The following is a 17,294-nucleotide window of genomic DNA, read 5'->3' on the forward strand; positions in this document are numbered from 1 at the left end:
CGATGGGTCGGATCGACGCGCACCACCACCTGTGGGACGTCGCCACGCGCGCCTACCCGTGGATGGACGGCCCGTGGGCCGACCCGCTGCGGGGCCGGTTCGACCCGGACCGGCTCGCGCCCCTGGCCGCCGCCGCCGGGGTGGACACGACCATCGTGGTGCAGGCCGTCTCCGACCTGGACGAGACCCGCGAACTGCTGGCCACGGCCGCCGACCACCCGCTGGTCGGCGGCGTGGTCGGCTGGCTGGACCTGACCGGCGACGTGCCCGCCCAGCTCGCGGACCTGCGGGCCGGGCCGGGCGGCGCGGCCCTGGTCGGGGTCCGGCACCAGGTGCAGGACGAGCCCGACCGGCGCTGGCTGCTCCGGCCCGAGGTGCTCGCCGGCCTGCGGGCGCTCGACGGGCTCGCCTACGACCTGCTGGTCACGCCGGCTCTCCTGCCGGCCGCCGTCGAGGCCGTCCGCCTGCTGCCGGAGGTGACGTTCGTGCTGGACCATCTCGCGAAGCCGCCGATCGCGGCCGGCGCGTGGCAGCCGTGGGCCGACCGGTTCGCCGCGCTGGCGGCCGAGCCCAATGTCGTCGCGAAACTGTCGGGGCTGGTCACGGAGGCCGCGTGGGCGGGCTGGAAACCCGAGGACCTCGCGGGGTACGTCGACCACGCGCTCGGCACGTTCGGCCCCGACCGGCTCATGTTCGGCTCGGACTGGCCGGTGTGCACGCTGGCGGCCCCGTACCCCCGGGTGGTGGAAGTGACGGAGACGGCGCTGGCCGGTTTGTCGGAGGCCGAGCGGCGGGCGGTCTTCGCCGGGACCGCCCGGCAGGTCTACCTGGGTGGGGAGTGACATGCGGATCGCCCTGTTCGTGACCTGCGTCAACGACACCCTGTTCCCCGGGACGGGGAAGGCCGTGGTGCGGCTGCTGCGCCGGCTCGGCCACACCGTGGACTTCCCGCTGCGGCAGACCTGCTGCGGCCAGATGCACCACAACACCGGCTACGACGCGCTGCCGATGGTGGAACCCTTCCTGAACACCTTCGAGGGGTACGACGCCGTCGTGGTCCCGTCCGCCTCCTGCGCCGCGACGGTCCGCGAGGCCTATCCGAGGCTGGCCGCCGGGGACCCCGCGCTCGCCGCCCGGGTCGCGGCGCTCCGGGTGCACGAGCTGTCCGAGCTGCTGGTCGACGTCCTCGGCGTGACCGACGTCGGCGCGTACTTCCCGCACACCGTCACCTACCACCCCACCTGCCACTCGCTGCGCGGCCTGCGGATCGGCTCCCGGCCGCACACCCTGCTCGGCGCCGTGCGGGGCCTGAGGCTCGTGGACCTGCCCGCCGCCGACGAGTGCTGCGGGTTCGGCGGCACGTTCGCCGTGAAGAACCCGGCCGTGTCCGCCGCGATGTGCGCCGACAAGGTCGGACACGTGCTGAACACCGGCGCGGAGGTGCTGGTCGCGGCCGACAACTCCTGCCTGATGCACGTGGGCGGCGCGCTGGCCCGGCAGCGGACCGGCGTCCGGGTCCTGCACCTCGCCGAGATCCTGGCGGCGACGTGAGCACCTACCTGGGGCTGCCCACGTTCCCCCGGGCCGCCGAGTCGTCCACTGTCGACTCGCAGCTGCGGGCCAACCTGCGCAACGCCACGCACACCATCCGGGACAAGCGGGCCGCCGCGATCGGGGAGCTGCCCGACTGGCCGGAGCTGCGCGCGCACGCCAAGGCCGTCAAGGACCACACCCTGCGACACCTCGACGGGTACCTGGAGCAGTTCGAGTCGGCCGTCGTCGCCGCCGGGGGACAGGTGCACTGGGCGCGCGACGCGGCCGAGGCCAACGCGATCGTGATCGCCCTGGTCAGGGAGGCGTACGCCGCTGACGCGGTGCCGGGCGCCGCCGACGCCGGGCCGGGAGGCGCGCCGGGGACGGTGCGGCAGGCCGGCGGTCCGACGTGGGCGACCGAGGTCGGTGAGTCGGCGGCCCGGCCGGGCGGTGCGCCGTGGGCCGAGGTGGTCAAGGTGAAGTCGATGGCCACCCAGGAGATCGGGCTCAACGAGGCCCTGGAGGCCGCCGGGATCGCCGCGCACGAGACCGACCTGGCCGAACTCATCGTCCAGCTCGGCGGCGACACCCCCTCGCACATCCTGGTGCCCGCCATCCACCGCAACCGCGCCGAGATCCGGGAGATCTTCCGCACCCGGATGCCCGACGCGCCCGCCGACCTGACCGACGAACCGGCCGTGCTGGCCGCCGCCGCGCGTACCCACCTGCGGGAACGGTTCCTCACCGCGAAGGTCGCCGTGTCCGGGGCCAACTTCGCCGTCGCCGAGACCGGCACCCTCGTCGTCGTGGAGTCCGAGGGCAACGGGCGGATGTGCCTGACCCTGCCGGAGACGCTGATCAGCATCGTGGGCATCGAGAAGCTGGTGCCCACGTTCGCCGACCTCGACGTGTTCCTCCAACTGCTGCCCCGGTCGTCGACGGGGGAGCGGATGAACCCGTACACGTCGATGTGGACCGGGGTCACGCCCGGCGACGGGCCCTCCGCCGTGCACGTGGTCCTCGTCGACAACGGGCGCACCGGGGTCCTCGCCGACGAGGTCGGCCGCCAGGCGCTCCGGTGCATCCGCTGCTCGGCCTGCCTCAACGTCTGCCCCGTGTACGAACGCGCCGGCGGCCACGCCTACGGCTCCGTCTACCCGGGCCCGATCGGCGCGATCCTCACCCCGCAGCTGCGCGGCACGTCCTCGGCCCTCGACGCGTCGCTGCCGTACGCGTCGACCCTGTGCGGCGCCTGCTACGACGTGTGCCCGGTCGCGATCGACATCCCCGAGGTCCTCGTGCACCTGCGCGGCAGGGTCGCGCGGGGCGGCGGACACCCGGCGGAGAAGGCCGCGATGGGGCTCGCCGGTTGGGTACTGCGCTCGCCGCGCCGCCTGGCCTGGGCCCAACGCTGGGCGGTCCGGACCCGCCGCCTCCAGCCGAAACGGTTGCCGGGCGCGCTCGGCGGCTGGACCGACACCCGCGACCTGCCGGCCGTACCGGAGGAGTCGTTCCGCGACTGGTGGCTCCGGGAGGGCTCCGCATGACCGCGCGAGAAGAGATCCTGGGGCGGATCCGGCGGGCACTCGACCCGGCAGGGTCTCCCACCGGGCCGCACCCGGGCTACGACCGGCACGTCGTACCCGTCGGATCTGAACGGCTCGTGGAACTGTTCGCCGAGCGCCTGCGCGACTACAAGGCCCTGGTGCACGTCGTCCCCGCCGCCGAGATCCCCGCGACGATCGCCGCGGCCGTGGCCCGGCGCGGCGCCCGGGCCATGGTCGCCCCCGCCGGGGTGCCGGACGCCTGGCTCACCCCGGGCGTCGACTGGCACCGCGACAGCCCGCCGCTCACGCCCCGGGAACTGGACACGTTCGACGGGGTACTCACGACCTCCGCCGTCGCCATCGCCGTCACCGGCACGATCGTGCTCGACGGCACCGCCGGCCAGGGCAGGCGCGCCGTGACCCTGGTGCCCGACCACCACCTGTGCGTCGTACGCACCGTCGTGCGCGACGTGGCCGACGCGCTCGCCCTCCTCGCGGCGGACCGGCCCCTGACCTGGATCAGCGGCCCGTCGGCGACCAGCGACATCGAACTCGACCGGGTCGAGGGTGTGCACGGGCCGCGCACTCTGGAGGTCGTCCTCGCGTTCGACGGTTAACAAACCGTCCCCCGGGTATCTCCTCCACGAAGGAGGTGCCCATGTCTACCACCCTGATCATCGTGTTCGTGCTCCTGCTCGTCGCGGTGCTGGTGCTCGGTCTCGCCGGCTGGGCCGTCTACCGCCGCAGGTCGTTGCGCGACCGGTTCGGCCCCGAGTACGACCGGGTCGTCGAGGAGCGGGCCAGCCGCGCCGCCGCCGAACGCGAACTGCGCGACCGCGAGCGCCGGCACGCCCAGCTCACCCTGCGCGAGCTGACCCCCGACTCCCGGGCCCGGTACGCCGCCGAGTGGCAGGACCTGCAGTCCCGGTTCCTCGACGAGCCCGGCCCCGCGGTCGACGCCGCCGACGAACTGGTCACCCGCCTGGTCGAGGAGCGCGGCTACCCGGCCGGCGACCACGACGAGCAGGTCGCCCAGCTGTCCGTCGACCACGCCCGCACCCTCGGCGCGTACCGCGAGGCGCACGCCATCAGCGTGCGCAACCAGCGCGGCGAGGCGAGTACCGAACAGCTCCGCCAGGCCGTGGTGTCCTACCGCGCCCTGGTCGTCGAGCTGCTCGGCCCCACCCACGACGTCGCCCACCGGTAGGAGAGGCCACCATGCGCAAGGACACCGACTCCCGACGAGGAAAGCCCACCACCACGCCCGGCCGCGACGCCGCCGAACTGCGGCGCCAGAAGCCCAAGCCCACCTGGGAGGGCAGCGAGCCGACCAGCACCGACGCCCCGACCACCGACACCGTCCCGCCCAGCCGGGACCCGGCCGCGGACACCGAGCCGGGCACGCTCTACCCGAGCGGCGGAGCGGCGACCCGGGACTCCGCCGACGACCTGATCGCCGAACGCACCTCCGCCGACGAGCCCCGACTGCTGGCCAGCGGGGACACGCTGCCGGAGGAACCGGTACCCGGCGTCTCCGACACCCGGACCGCCGCGGACCGTGAGGTCGACGCGGCCCGCTCGGGGCACCACGGCGACGACGCCCTGCGGGAGTCCGGGCTCGACGGGCATCCCACCGCCGATCCGACGCACCGGGCCGGCCGGGTCGAGGACACCCACTGGGCGCACGGGGACACCGACCCGGCGCACAGGTCCGGCGTGGCCGACGACGGCCCGGGTGTCGGCGGTCCCGTGCCGGAGGAGCCGACCGCGATCGGCTCGGCGAAGGTGCCCGGCGCGATGACGCCCGACCCCGTCTCGCCCAGTGACGCCGTGGAGCCGTCGCCCATCCCGGCGGAACCGGCCCGCAGGCTCTGGACGGCCGGTACCTCCGAGGGCCTGCACGAGCGCTGGCAGGCGTTGCAGCTCCGCTTCGTGGACGACCCGTCGGCCGTGGCCAGTGAGGCCCGCACCCTGGTGGACGAGGCGATTCGCACCCTGACCGCCGAGCTCACCCACCGCCAGCGCGAACTCGACGCCTGGAACGACGGGACGTCCCCGGACACCGAGCAGCTCCGCGTCGCGGTGCAGCAGTACCGGGACTTCTTCACGTTCCTGCTCACCCGCTGACCCGCGTCCGGCGCCCACCCTCCTCCCCGGGTGGGCGCCGGACGCCTCCGGCCTCAGCGTTCCGGGCGGCGCGCCTCGATCAGGTACCGGGTCGAGTGCGCCACGAACGGCCCCTCCGCCCCGATCCGCTCGTGCAACGCCCGCAACGCGTCCCGGTACCGCTCCACGGTGAACCCGGGCACGGTCCAGATCACCTTGCGCAGGAACACGATCACGGCCGCGATGTCGTGGAACTCCATCCGGAGCGTGGCCTCCCGCAGGTCCACCACCTCCAGGCCGGCCGCCTCCGCCGCCGCGACGGCCCGCGCGGGGCTCCGGCCCTGGCTGACGGGCTGCGGACCCATGACCGCGTCGGTGAGTTCGCGGACCGAGCCGACGCCGACCTGCTGGGACAGGTAGCCGCCGCCGGGGCGGAGTACCCGGCCGATCTCGTCCCACCGGGTCGTCACGGGGTGCCGGCTGGTCACCAGGTCGAACGTGCCGGCCGCGAACGGCAGGTCCCCGCCGTCGGCCGCCGCCACGACCCGCGCGCCCAGCGGGGCGAGGGTGCGGCGGGCCACCTCCAGGTTGGGCGGCCAGGACTCCGTGGCGACCAGTACCCCCGGAGCGGTGTGGATCGTCGCGAGCACCTCGCCGCCGCCGGTCTGGAGGTCGAGCGCGACGGCGGCGGTGGCCATCCGGGCCCCGAGCAGGCGCGCGTAGCCCCAGGGCGGGCGTTCCTCGGTGGCCCGGCCGGCGAACCAGGAGAAGTCCCAACCCTCGACGGGTACGGCCGCACCCTCGGCGAGCAGCGTCTCGAATGTGGTCATCGGCCCAGTCTGACCGAGCCGCGACCTGTGGCAACGCGTTTTCCCGCCGGGTCGCCCCGGACCGGAAACCGGGGCGCCGGAGGAGGAAGGGACAATGGGCGTCCCGCGCACCACCACCCCGGAGGCACCATGGACGGCCAGCCCAGATCCGCGCTCGTGGCCCCGGTCCGGGCCGCCGACCGGATCCTCGCGGCGGTGGCCGTCGACTACCCCCGGGCCGTGCGCACCGGGCTGCCCGCGCACGTCACGCTGCTGTACCCGTTCGTGCCCGTAGTCGACCTGGAGGACGAGGGCCGGCCGTGGCTGCGGGACTTCGCGGCCGCGCACCCGCCGGTCGAGCTGGAGTTCACCGAGGTCCGGCACACCGCGGACTTCGTCTACCTGCCGGCCGCCCCGCTCGGTCCGCTCTGCCGCGCCGCCCGGGAACGCTGGCCGGGCATGCCCCCGTACGCCGGCCGGTTCGGCACCGACCCCGAGCCGCACGTGACCGTGGGGCTGCGGCACCCGGCCGCCGCCGAGATCGCCGCGATCGTCGCGGAGCTGCTGCCGGTGCGCGAGGTGGTCGACCAGCTCTGGATCGGCGTGCGCGACCAGGGCTGGACCATCACCGACAAGGTCGACCTGACCGGCCCCTGACCAGGGCGGACACGCCCCGGCACCCGGGGAGCGCCGACCACGTGGCCTGGCGCGGAGGGCCCCGCCTCCCCGGAGTCCGGGGCCCTCCGCGTGTCCAGGAACGGCCGGCCCGGCAGGGTGCCGCCGGCCGGGCCGAGCCCGGTGACCGCCGGGTGGGCAGCCTCGAGCCACGGCGGGCCTCCTCGCGCGGCGCCCGCCCTCCCGGTCATGTCATCGGATCTCAATTGTTAGTAAGACTAGCTTCCTATCGCTTCAGCAGTCATAGTGATGAATGAGATTCGCTTCGGGGGAACCCTTTCCCGCCACACGGAAAAGAGTCGCTGTGCACGCCCGACCGCGTTCTGTGACCGCCGCGAACTGCCCCGTCGGTGACCATTCCGGCCCGGGTGCGGTCGTCACGGGTGACCCCGGGTGTCCGGTGTCGCCCGGATCGCGCACTGTGACGGCCGGGCCGCGAGCGGGGTGCCATCCGGTCGCCCCGGTCCGAGACCCACGGTCACTACCGGCAGGTCATCCGATGACATGGGTGCGGGTGGGGCAGCGTCAACCAGTGAGGAGGCAGTTCATGTTCGTTCCATGGCAGCCCGGTGCCACCCTGGACCTCCGATGACCAGGGCACTCACCACCCGGACCCCGGCACCGACGCCGACCCGCACCCCGGCCCAGGCCTCGACCCCGTCCCAGACGGCGGCCCAGACCCAGGCGGCGTCCCAGACCCCGGCCGCGATGCCGACCCCGCCACGGACCCCGGACCGTGCCCCCGCCGCGACCCCGAGCGCGATCGCGAAGGCCGTGGCGGTCCTGGAGGCCCTCGCCGGCCACCGGCGGGTCTCCCAGCTCGCCCGCGCGACCGGCCTGCCGGTCTCCACGGTGCACCGGATCCTGCAGGAGTTCGTGGCCCTGGGCTGGGTGCGCGACGGCGACGAGCACGAGTACCTGCTCGGGCCGGCGGTGCTCCGCCTCGCCGGTCGGGCCGGGGACGACTCGGACCTGGCCCGCGCGGCCCGCCCCGCCCTGCACGCGCTGTGCGAGCAGTCCGGCTACACGGTGCACTTCGGGGTCCGCCAGGGCGACGAGGCGGTGTACGTCGACAAGCTCGACGGCCGGGGCGCGTACGGCATGCGGTCCCGGGTCGGGGCGACGTTCCCGCTGCACAGTACGGCGATCGGCAAGGCGATCCTCGCGGCGCTCCCCGACCGGGAGATGCGCGCGATCATCAGCCGGACGGGCCTGCCGCCGCGGACCCCGCGCACGATCGCGACGGTACCGACCCTGGCGGCGCACCTGTCCACGATCCGGGTCCGGCGCTGGGCGTTCGACGACGAGGAGAACGTGTCCCGGGTCCGGTGCGTCGCGGCGGTCGTGGTGGACCACCGCAACGTACCGGTCGGCGCGGTCAGCGTGTCCGGGCTGGTGTTCGACCTGGAACGCGAGCAGGTCTGCCGGATCGCCCCGCACGTGGTCCGGGCCGCCCACGAGGTGTCGGCGGCCCTCGGCGCCCAGCCCCGCCGGGCCTGACTCAGCCCACCGGCCCCAGCTGCTCGTTCATGATCAGGAACGCGCCCAGGCCGTGCAGGTCGTTCGTGGCCCGGGTCCGGCCCAGGTAGTAGGGGAGGTCGCCGACGTTGGTGCCGACACTGATGTCGGCCACGTCGGTCAGGCCGTCGGGGCCCGGCCCGACCTTGGCGAGCACGCCCCGGTACCCCTTGTCCGCCACCGGCTGGTAGGTCGCGTCGACGTAGCCGCGCTGGACCGCCCGGGAGACGGTGAACGTGTACATGCTCGAACACGAGGTCTCGGTCCAGTTGCCCGACAGGTCACCCCGGTCGACGACCTGGAACCACCGCCCGGTGGCCGGGTCCTGGTAGCGCGCGTAGCCGGCCACGAGCCGGCGTACGGAGTCGACGATCGCGGCGCGTTTCGGGTGGTCGGCGGGCAGGAGTTCGAGGATGTCGACGGCGGCCATGCCGTACCAGCCGATCGCCCGGCACCAGTACTGCGAGGACAGTCCGGTGCCCGGGTCCGCCCAGCTCTGCGACCGGGTCTCGTCGTAGGCGTGCAGCAGCAACCCGGTGGCCTGTTGCAGGTGCGCGGCGTAGACGAGGAGCTGCTGGGCCGCGAGGTCGTCGCCCCACCGGGCCTCGCTGAACTGGTGCCCGTACCGGATGACGAACGGCGCGACCATGAACGACCCGTCCGCCCAGAGCTGCCCGGCCCTGCTGGTGGCGTGGACCAGCCCGCCGTCCGCCGTGGTCGGGTACGTCCGCAGCCGCTCCCGGATCTTCCGGGCGGCCGTCTGGTACTTCGCCAGCCCGGTCTCCCGCGCCAGCAGGAGCAGCACGTTGCCCGACTGCATCTGGTCGAGGTTGTTGTAGGCGAAGGAGGTGCTCCCGTCGGCGGCCACGAACCGGTCGGCCCACTGCCGCAAGTACGCGAGCAGCCGCGGGTCGCGGGTGCGCTGGTAGACGAGGTACTGGCCGTACAGGTACAGGCCCTGGGTGTAGCCCCAGCCGCCGAGGGTGTCGGGGGTCTTCCGCCGCATCGTGGACTCGACCACGGCCACGGACCAGTCGGTGCCGCCGACGGTCACCGAGTCCAGGTTCGGGCCGCCGGTCGACGCGGTGGCTGTCGCGCGGACGGTGTTCGGGCCGGCGGCGAGGGTCGCGGTGACGGGGACGGTGCGCCAGGTGGTCCACGCGCCGGTCGCGGGGAACGCGGTGACCGTGCCCGCGCCGTCGACGGTGATCCGGAGCGGCCGGTCGGTGGCGGTGCCGTTGGCGTACCGGAAGAGGAGGGTCGTCGTGGTCGCCCTTGTCGCCGACACCGTCCACTCGACGGAGCCGCCGGCCACGTTGTCGTAGTTGACGAACCCGGTGCCCGTGTAGCCGGCGTGGTTGGCCTCGACCACGGCCTGGGACAGCACCCCGTCCTCGGCCTCGTAGCCGACGGCCACCGGGGCCACGGAAGCCGGACCCGCCGCCCGGCCGGGGGCGCCGACCGCCAGCGCCGGGACCGACCCCAGCACCAGGGCCGTGACCAGCCCGGACACCACGAAACTGCGCGGGACCTTCATCGGGTACCTCCCGGTGCGTGCGGTCGGGGAACGGGCCGGCCCGGCGGCGGCCCGGCGAGCGCCGCGTCCACCAGGTGCCGGTCGGGGGACAGCCGGCACACCGGGTCGGTCGCGGCGGCGTCCCCGGTGAGCTGGAACGCCTGGCACCGGCAGCCGCCGAAGTCGACCTCCCGCAGGTCACAGCTCCGGCACGGGTCCGGCATCCAGTCGGTGCCCCGGAACCGGTTGAACGACGGGGACGAGTACCAGATCCAGTCCAGCGGCCGGTCGCGGACGTTCTCCATCACCAGGGGCAGGGTGCCGGCCACCGCGCAGGGCAGCACGTCCCCGCCGGGCGCGACGGTCAACTGGGTCCGCCCCCAGCCGCCGGTGCACGGCTTGACGGTCCCGGTGTGCAGATCCGGAAGAACATAGGAGATCTCCATCGGGGTACGGATACCGCGCACCCCCGCCGCTCCCCGGCCTGCCAGCTCGCCCCCGGCCCCCGCGCCACCCGCGGCCCGCGCGCCGCCCGCCGCCCCGGGCCCCGTCCCCTCCAGGGCCGCGCGGGCCGCGCGCACCGCCTCGGCCGCGGCCCGGACCTGGGCCATCGACGGGGCGAGCCAGGCCCGGTTCCGCAGCGCCCAGCCGTAGTACTGGGTGTGCGCGAGTTCGAGCCGGTCCGCGCCGAGCCGGTCCGCGAGCGCGATCACCGCCCCGACGTGGTCGGCGTTGGCCCGGTGCAGCACCACGTTCACGGTCAGCGGCAGGCCCGCGTCCTTCACGACCCGGGCGGCGGCCACCTTGTGCCGCCAGGACCGGGTGCCCGCCAGGGCGTCGGAGTCGGCCTCGGTGGCGTCCTGCACGCTGAGCTGCACATGGTCCACGGGCAGCCGGGCCAGCCGGTCGGCGTCGAGCCCGAGCCCGCTGGTGATCAGGTTCGTGTACAGGCCGTGCCGCCGACAGCTGGCCACGAGGTCGGCGAGGTCCCGGCGGAGCAGGGGTTCCCCGCCGGACAGGTGCGCCTGGACGACGCCGAGCGCGGCGGCCTCGCCGAACACCCGGTCCCACTCGGCCGCGTCGAGTTCGGTGCCGCGCGGGGCGAGCGCGACCGGGTTCGAGCAGTAGGCGCAGTGCAGGGGGCAGGCGTGCGTGACCTCGGCGAGCAGCCCGAGCGGCGCGGGGACGGAGCCGGGCGCCGGGCTCATGTGAGCACCACCAGGCGTTGGCGGGCCAGGTCGGTCAGCAGGGCCCCGACATCGGCCGCGTCGACGTCGTCGTAGCTGTCCCGCAGCGCGTGCACGATCGCCCCGACGTCGCGGACCCCGTCGCACAGGGTGAGGATGTCGGCGGCGGTCCCGTTGAGGACGACCACCGACTCGGGACGGGTCAGCAGCCACTCGCCGCGGGCCGGCTGCCAGTGCAGGGCCACGTGCGGGGCGAGCCGGGGGATCACCGGGGCCCCCGGTACGCGTGGTCGAGCGCGTCGAGCATCCCCCACAGCACCTGGCATTTCAGGGTCAGCGCGTCGGCGCACGCGGCCCGCTGCTCCGCGGTGGTCGCGTGTTCGAGGACGACGTCGAGGGCGTGGCCGGCCTCGCGGGGCGCCTGTACGCGGCGCTTCTCGAAGTACCCGAGGCCGGCGGGGTCGATCCACGGGTAGTGGGTCCGGAACGCCGCGATCCGCCGGGCCATCAGGTCGGGCGCGAACAGCTCGGTCAGCGAGGACGCCACCCCCTCCACCCAGGGGGCCTCGCGGGCGAACTGGGAGTACCGGTCGACGGCGAACCGCACCCCCGGCAGTACCCGTCGGGTGTCGAGCACCTCGGCCCGGTCCAGCCCGACCGCGTCGCACAGGGTCAGCCAGTCGGCCATGCCGCCCTCGCCGTCGGCCGGCCCGTCGTGGTAGGCGATCCGCTCCAGCCACCGCCGGCGCACCGCCGGCACGGAGCAGTTCGCCAGGATCGCGGCGTCCTTCTGCGGGAGCGAACGCTGGTAGTACCACCGGTTGGCGACGAAGCCGCGCACCGCGTCCGGGGCCAGCTCCCCGGCGAGCATCGCCTGCTGGAACGGGTGCTTCTCCCAGTAGATCGTGGCGCGCCGCCGCAGCTCGGCGACGAACTCCTCACTCATATCCGCAGCTCCATCCCGTCGTGGGCCACCTCCACGCCGGCCGCCGCGACCGCGCGCCGGGGCGCGGAGTCCTCGACGAGCAGCGGGTTGGTGTTGTTCAGGTGGGTGTAGATCCGGCGCGGGGCCGTTCCGTCGGGGCCGGGCAGGGCGGCCAGGACCGGGAGGGTGCCGCCGGGGCCGGTGACCGGGGCGTGGCCCATCGAACGCGACGTCTTCTCGGGTCTACCGACCAGCGCCATCTCGTCATCCGTCCAGCAGGTCCCGTCGACGAGTACGCACCGTGCCGAGGCCAGTTCCCCGACGAGCGTCGGGGTCAGCTCGGGGACACACGGCAGGTACACCAGCGCCGCGCCGTCGCGTTCGGTGAAGCGGTAGCCGACGACGCCGGTCGGGTCGGCGGGCAGGTGGGCGGCGTACCGGGGGAGTTTCGTGGAGCCCGTCGGCAGGGGGCGCACGCTCAGGGTCCCGTCGAGCGGGGTGTCCACCCCGGGTTCGAGCACCCGCCGGATGACGGGCTGGTACGCGCCGAGGATGTCGAGCAGGGGTGCGGCGGCCCGGAGGACGGCGGCGGTCGCGTACACGGTGAGTCCGTCGCCCTCGCGGAGCGACAGCAGCCCGGCGGTGTGGTCGAGCTCCGCGTCGGTGAGCAGCACGGCGCTGACCGGACTCCGCCGGGGCTCCCCGTCGCCGGCCGGCGCCAACCGTCCCAACTGGACCGTGACGTCGGGGGTGGCGTTGACGAGGAACCAGTTCCGCCGGTCCCCGGTCACGGCGAGCGCCGCCTGGGTCCGGGCCCGGACCGGCAGCGTGCCGGTCCGGGCGCCGTCGCAGTTGCGGCACGAGCAGTTCCACTGCGGGAACCCGCCGCCGGCGGCGGATCCGAGAATCCGCGCCCACATGGTCAGCGCGGGTTGTACGGGTCGGCGCCGCTGTAGGCCGTGACCTCCGCGCCGAGGGAGACCTGCACAGCCCGGGGCCGGGTCCAGGGCCTGCGGGCGGGCTTGGGTGCGTCCATCGTGTTCCTCCTGCGGGTATTTGGGTAGAGGTGCGCACATGATGCACCCGGCCCCACCGGGCCGGCGGGAACTTTCCGCGTTACGGAACCCGGAGCGCCCGGGGCAGGCGGGCACTCCGCGCGGGGTCAGGCGGGCAGTCCCCAGGCGGTTCCCGGCCTGCTGACCGGCACCGGCGCGATCACACACGCGGGCGTCGGCCCGGCAGGGTGCACCAGTACCTCGCGGTCCCGGGGCAGGTCGATCTCGATCACCCCGTCCCCGACGTCCCGCCACGTGGCCGCCGACCCGTCGTCGAGCACCACGGCCAGCCCGGCCCCGGTGCCGACGGCCAGGCTGTCGAGGTTCGGCCCGCCGTTGGCCGTGGTGGCCGTGAGCTGCACCGTGTTGGCCCCGGCGGCCAGTGTCACGGTCACCGACCGGGTCGCCCAGGTGTCCCAGGCCCCGGTGCCGGGGAACGACAGGGTCGCCACCGCCGTGCCGTTCACCACGAGCGTGGCGGGACGGTCGACGGCGGTCCCGTTGGCGTACCGGAAGAGGAGGGTCGTGGGTCCTGAGGGGGCGGTCACCGCGAACCGCACGGCCGAGCCCACCACGTTGTCGAAGTTCACGAACCCGGCCCCGGTGTACCCGGCGTGGTTGGCCTCCACGACGCCACCCAGCACGACGGCGTCCTCGGCCTGCAGGACGGCCGCCCCGGAGGTGATCTGGGGCCGCAGCCGCAGCGGCTCCCCGGCCAGGCTGCGCACCCGCACGAACCGGGTCACCCCGCCGACCCGCCCCGCGCTGACCAGGAACGCGCCCTGGGTGCGGAAGTCGTGCACGGTCACGTCGCCCCACGCGTCGGGCACGGCCGGGAACACCCGGACCACCCCGCCCCAGCTGGACACGAGCATGTCGTGCAGGGACTGCGACGCCGACAACGGCGTCTCCACCACGGGCCCGGCCTCGGTGTACATCGTGTTGGCCCGCACCGGGTACGACACGGTCGGGTCGAGGAACTTGTTCAGCCAGCCCAGCGCCGCGTTGCCCCGGCCCATCATGGCGCAGAACGACGCGGCCCCGGTGTAGGAGTAGCCCCGGTGCGAGCCGGCGAGGCCGAGCCAGTGGTTGACGGAGGTCTCGATCAGGGCGCGCTGGGCGGGCTGTTCCCAGTTGACCAGGTACAACGGGTACACCGACAGCAGGTGCGAGTAGTGCCGGTGCGACTGGGCGAACGGCACGCCCGCCCCGATCATGAACCCGTTCGCGTCGGTGGGCGCGGGGGTCAGCTTGTCGAGCACCTGCTGCCACTTCGCCATCAGCGGGTCGGTGATCCCCAGCCGGGTGGCGGACTCCCGCAGCGTCCGGCAGCCCCAGCGGAGCAGCGCGAGGTCGTAGTTGCAGTCGGGGGCGTTGACGCCGTACTCGGGGGAGAACGTCTGCGGCAGGTGCATCCGGCCGGCGCTGTCGGTGGTGAGGAAGCGCAGGTAGTAGTTGACCGCGCGCCGCAGGATCGGGAACAGGACGTTCCGCAGCATCGTGTCGTCCATGCTGTGCCGGTAGGACAGCCACACGTTGTGCAGGGCCCAGGTCAGGTCGCCCACCTCGGGGGTGCCGGTGTCGCCCGGCTTCCCCACGCTCCGGTTGCAGAACATGTCCGAGCTGCGGCCCACCCCGGAGGAGTCGGACCGGTAGGCGGACGGCACGTTGGCGATCAGCTGCTGCTGGTTCGCGGCCAGGGTGCTGGTGACGGCGTCGAGTTCGAGGTGGTTGGAGCCGTGGATGAGCCAGTACTCCAGCTGGACGTTGAGGTTCCACCACACCGCCGGCCAGGGGGTCGGCTCCAGCCACGGCCCGGTGGTCGCCATCACGGGGCCGCCCGCACGGGTCCCGGCGGCCACCTTGTAGAGCTGGATCCAGTGGAACGCCTGCATCCGCTGGTCCGGGATGGACACGAAGCTCTTCCGGTAGAAGGCGTGCCACCAGGCCCGGTGCGCGGTCACGTGCTCCGGCAGAGCGGCGTCGGCCGCCGTGTTCACCCTGGTCAGGGCGGTCGCCTCGGCCGTCGTTCCCGGGAAGCTGTGCGCGACGGTGAGAAAGAGCGTCGAACCCTGCTGCCGGTACGCGGTCGCGGTCCGCCCGCCGCCGAGCAGCGCCTGGGTCACCTGCCGCACGTCCCCGGTTGTCTTCGTCGTGGGCGCGGGATTGTCGGTGTACCCCTCGGGCTTGGGCTTGCCCGGGTACGCGGGCGACACCGCCTCCTGCGGGTGGAACGTCCATCTCACCTGCTCGCCCCCGCTGGCGACCACGTTCGCGACGAGCACCTGGTCGCGGATGAACACCTGGAGCGTCAGCTTGCCCGCCGAGGTGGTGACCGTGCCGGCGAGCTCGGCGTTCCACAGGTCGAGCCGCCAGTCCACGGAGCTGACCGTGCCGACCGGCTCCAGGGTGAGGTACCCGACGGGCAGCCGGCACACCCCGTACTGGCTGCCGAACTCCGGCCGGTGGTCCTGCACCTCCGCGTGCTGCACGGTGAACCGGAGCTGGTTCTTGCCGGGCTCCTTGTAGACCATGGTGCCGAGCCGGCCGTCGCCGAGGAACGGGCCCTCGTGCCACAGGGTCGGCAGCCGCTTCCAGACCAGGTCGCAGCCCCGGAGGAAGTCGGCCCACTGCGCGTCGGTGGCCATCCGGTTGTCGAGCGGGACGGCGCGCGGGGCGGCGGGCCCCGCCCTCCCGGCCCGTTCGGGGGCGGCCGTCGCCGTCCCGGGGGACAGCGCCGCCACCGTCGCGGCGCCGGCCGCCGTGCCGAGTACCGCGCGCCGGGTGATCCTGTGCCGCTTCATGCGCCCACCCACTCCAAGTGATCGGATGTATTGGTGGTGCACACGCTAATCAGGCCCCCGCCGCCGAGGAAGGCTCCTGATTACTCCGATCTGTCAGGCGGAAAGAAGTCTCCATGCGGTTCCGGGTCGGGTCCCATGTCCAGAAGGCCGGATGGCCGCCATTGACTGTGGTGCATGCCACTCGCTACGGTCATCTGAATCGTTGCCATAAGGGCGACACCCGTCCAAGTATGTGAACAGGAGGCGGTCAGATGTCACGGCGTCGGCTCGGGGCGGCGGTGGTCGGGACACTGGCTATCGCGTTGGTGGCGGGTTGTTCCTCACCACGTCCCACCGCGACAGATCAGGATTCGAAGGCACCGATCGAGATGTGGATCCGCCAGGCACCCGACTCCGACTCGGCGAAGACCGCCCAGCGGCTCGCCGACGCTTTCACGAAGTCCAGCGGCATCAAGGTCAAGGTCGTCGCGTTGTTCGACGACTTCGAGACCAAGCTCCAGCAACAGGCCGCGCAGAAGGCGCTGCCCGACATCGTCATCAACGACACCGCGCAGCTCGGCACCATGCAGTCCCAGGGCTGGCTGCGCGAGGTGGACAAGAAGAAGTTCGCGGGCGCCGACCAGCTCTCCGACCGGGCGTGGAAGGCGGCCCAGGCCTCCGACGGCAAGTACTACGCCGCGCCCTTCTCCGCGCAGTCCTTCGCCCTGGTCGTCCGCAGGGACTGGCGGGCCAAGGTCGGTCTGCCCGTGCCGTCCAGCTGGGACGACCTGGCGAAACTCGGCTCTGCGTTCACCGAGGGCGACCCGGACGGCAACGGGAAGAAGGACACCGCCGGGTTCGTCATCCCCGCCACCACCAAGCGGGGGTACGCGTCCTGGTACACCTCCTCCCTGCTCTGGGCCAACGGGGGCGACTTCCTCGCACCGTCCGGCTCCGGCCAGTGGAAGCCGGCCGTGAACTCCGCGAAGTCCGTGCAGGCGGTCAGCTGGCTGCGCGACCAGTTCTGCGTCACGAAGAGCGTCAACCCGGGGGCCGTGAACAACGACACCACAGTCACCCACGAGGCGTTCGAGAAGGGCCAGGGCGGGATCTACCTGGTCGGGCCGTACGTGCTCGCCCGGTTCGTGAAGAACATGGGCACCGACAAGATCGAGGTCCTGCCGGTACCGAACGGGCCGGCCGGCGGCCCCGGCACCCTCGGCGAGGGCGAGAACGTGTACCAGATGGCCGGCTCCAAGAACCAGAGCGGCCAGCAGAAGTTCGCCGAGTTCGTCACCTCCGTCGAGGGTCAGCAGGTCGGCATGAACAAGGACGACCCCGGGGCCATCGTCCGGCTGCCGGTGAACACGAAGGTCGACCTCGGGGCCGTCCGGCAGGACCCGCGGTGGAAGGTGTTCCAGGAGGCGTACCAGGCGGCGGTCTACACCCCGCCCGTGCCGAACTGGGCCCCGTTCCGCCAGATCACGGCCGACGCGATGAACGCCGTGTACGCCAACTGTTCCGCCGGCGTGCAACCCGCGATGGACGCCCTCGCCGCCAAGCTCACCGAAGAGCTGAAGAAGCAGAACGCCCTCGCGTCATGACCGTCGCACAACCCTCGTCGCGCCGCCGGCACTCCA

General features: G+C 73.6%; 17 protein-coding genes. 9 read left to right on the top strand and 8 right to left on the bottom strand.

Features of this window, described 5'->3' with window-relative positions; genetic code table 11:
• Positions 1-2: 2 nt before the first annotated feature.
• Genes PT931_RS21710 through PT931_RS21735 form a run of 6 tightly spaced genes read left to right on the top strand, consistent with a single transcriptional unit; the run spans position 3 to position 5,207 of the window.
• A complete protein-coding gene (locus PT931_RS21710; RefSeq protein WP_456247591.1) occupies positions 3-842 on the top strand; it encodes an amidohydrolase family protein in 840 nt (279 codons plus the stop codon).
• A gap of 1 nt (position 843) precedes the next feature.
• Entirely contained in the window at positions 844-1,551 is a 708-nt protein-coding gene (locus tag PT931_RS21715) for a (Fe-S)-binding protein (RefSeq protein ID WP_456247592.1), read from the top strand.
• A complete protein-coding gene (locus PT931_RS21720) occupies positions 1,548-3,080 on the top strand; it encodes a lactate utilization protein B (protein WP_456247593.1) in 1,533 nt (510 codons plus the stop codon). The genes PT931_RS21715 and PT931_RS21720 overlap by 4 nt, the downstream gene beginning before the upstream one ends.
• Positions 3,077-3,697, top strand: a complete 621-nt coding sequence (locus tag PT931_RS21725; RefSeq protein WP_456247594.1) for a LutC/YkgG family protein — start codon at positions 3,077-3,079, stop codon at positions 3,695-3,697. Before PT931_RS21720 ends, PT931_RS21725 begins: the two co-directional genes overlap by 4 nt.
• Positions 3,698-3,738: 41 nt before the next feature.
• The gene (locus PT931_RS21730; RefSeq protein ID WP_456247595.1) at positions 3,739-4,287 is read left to right on the top strand and encodes a hypothetical protein; all 549 of its coding nucleotides are present in this window, start codon (positions 3,739-3,741) and stop codon (positions 4,285-4,287) included.
• An 11-nt stretch (positions 4,288-4,298) separates the two neighbouring features.
• The gene (locus tag PT931_RS21735) at positions 4,299-5,207 is read left to right on the top strand and encodes a hypothetical protein (protein ID WP_456247596.1); all 909 of its coding nucleotides are present in this window, start codon (positions 4,299-4,301) and stop codon (positions 5,205-5,207) included.
• Positions 5,208-5,260: 53 nt separating this feature from the next.
• On the opposite strand, the gene PT931_RS21740 is transcribed toward PT931_RS21735, so the two are convergent.
• Positions 5,261-6,016, bottom strand: a complete 756-nt coding sequence (locus tag PT931_RS21740) for a class I SAM-dependent methyltransferase (RefSeq protein WP_456247597.1) — start codon at positions 6,014-6,016, stop codon at positions 5,261-5,263.
• Positions 6,017-6,145: 129 nt separating this feature from the next.
• On the opposite strand from PT931_RS21740, the gene PT931_RS21745 reads away from it, so the two are divergent.
• Together PT931_RS21745 and PT931_RS21750 are read left to right on the top strand one after the other, a co-directional pair.
• Positions 6,146-6,652 carry a 2'-5' RNA ligase family protein gene (locus PT931_RS21745; RefSeq protein WP_456247598.1) on the top strand — a complete coding sequence of 169 codons (507 nt, stop codon included), beginning with the start codon at positions 6,146-6,148 and terminating at the stop codon, positions 6,650-6,652.
• Positions 6,653-7,258: 606 nt separating this feature from the next.
• The gene (locus PT931_RS21750) at positions 7,259-8,170 is read left to right on the top strand and encodes an IclR family transcriptional regulator (protein WP_456247599.1); all 912 of its coding nucleotides are present in this window, start codon (positions 7,259-7,261) and stop codon (positions 8,168-8,170) included.
• 1 nt (position 8,171) lies between these two features.
• On the opposite strand, the gene PT931_RS21755 is transcribed toward PT931_RS21750, so the two are convergent.
• The 7 genes from PT931_RS21755 to PT931_RS21785 form a co-directional block, all read right to left on the bottom strand.
• Positions 8,172-9,725: a glycoside hydrolase family 88 protein gene (locus PT931_RS21755; protein WP_456247600.1), complete on the bottom strand. Its 1,554-nt coding sequence runs from the start codon at positions 9,723-9,725 to the stop codon at positions 8,172-8,174.
• Positions 9,722-10,912 (bottom strand): radical SAM protein, encoded by a 1,191-nt coding sequence (locus tag PT931_RS21760; RefSeq protein ID WP_456247601.1) that lies wholly within the window; start codon positions 10,910-10,912, stop codon positions 9,722-9,724. Before PT931_RS21760 ends, PT931_RS21755 begins: the two co-directional genes overlap by 4 nt.
• On the bottom strand, positions 10,909-11,160 hold the full coding sequence (gene pqqD / locus PT931_RS21765) for a pyrroloquinoline quinone biosynthesis peptide chaperone PqqD (RefSeq protein WP_456247602.1): 252 nt from the start codon (positions 11,158-11,160) through the stop codon (positions 10,909-10,911). Before pqqD ends, PT931_RS21760 begins: the two co-directional genes overlap by 4 nt.
• Positions 11,157-11,837 carry a pyrroloquinoline-quinone synthase PqqC gene (gene pqqC, locus PT931_RS21770; protein WP_456247603.1) on the bottom strand — a complete coding sequence of 227 codons (681 nt, stop codon included), beginning with the start codon at positions 11,835-11,837 and terminating at the stop codon, positions 11,157-11,159. The genes pqqD and pqqC overlap by 4 nt, the downstream gene beginning before the upstream one ends.
• Complete coding sequence (gene pqqB / locus PT931_RS21775; RefSeq protein ID WP_456247604.1) at positions 11,834-12,736, bottom strand: pyrroloquinoline quinone biosynthesis protein PqqB; 903 nt, start codon at positions 12,734-12,736, stop codon at positions 11,834-11,836. The genes pqqC and pqqB overlap by 4 nt, the downstream gene beginning before the upstream one ends.
• A gap of 2 nt (positions 12,737-12,738) precedes the next feature.
• Entirely contained in the window at positions 12,739-12,852 is a 114-nt protein-coding gene (gene pqqA, locus PT931_RS21780) for a pyrroloquinoline quinone precursor peptide PqqA (protein ID WP_456247605.1), read from the bottom strand.
• A 126-nt stretch (positions 12,853-12,978) separates the two neighbouring features.
• Positions 12,979-15,675 carry a glycosyl hydrolase family 95 catalytic domain-containing protein gene (locus tag PT931_RS21785; protein ID WP_456247606.1) on the bottom strand — a complete coding sequence of 899 codons (2,697 nt, stop codon included), beginning with the start codon at positions 15,673-15,675 and terminating at the stop codon, positions 12,979-12,981.
• A 368-nt stretch (positions 15,676-16,043) separates the two neighbouring features.
• On the opposite strand from PT931_RS21785, the gene PT931_RS21790 reads away from it, so the two are divergent.
• Positions 16,044-17,258: a sugar ABC transporter substrate-binding protein gene (locus PT931_RS21790; protein ID WP_456247607.1), complete on the top strand. Its 1,215-nt coding sequence runs from the start codon at positions 16,044-16,046 to the stop codon at positions 17,256-17,258.
• Positions 17,259-17,294 lie beyond the last annotated feature (36 nt).

Source organism: Longispora urticae (assembly GCF_053902585.1).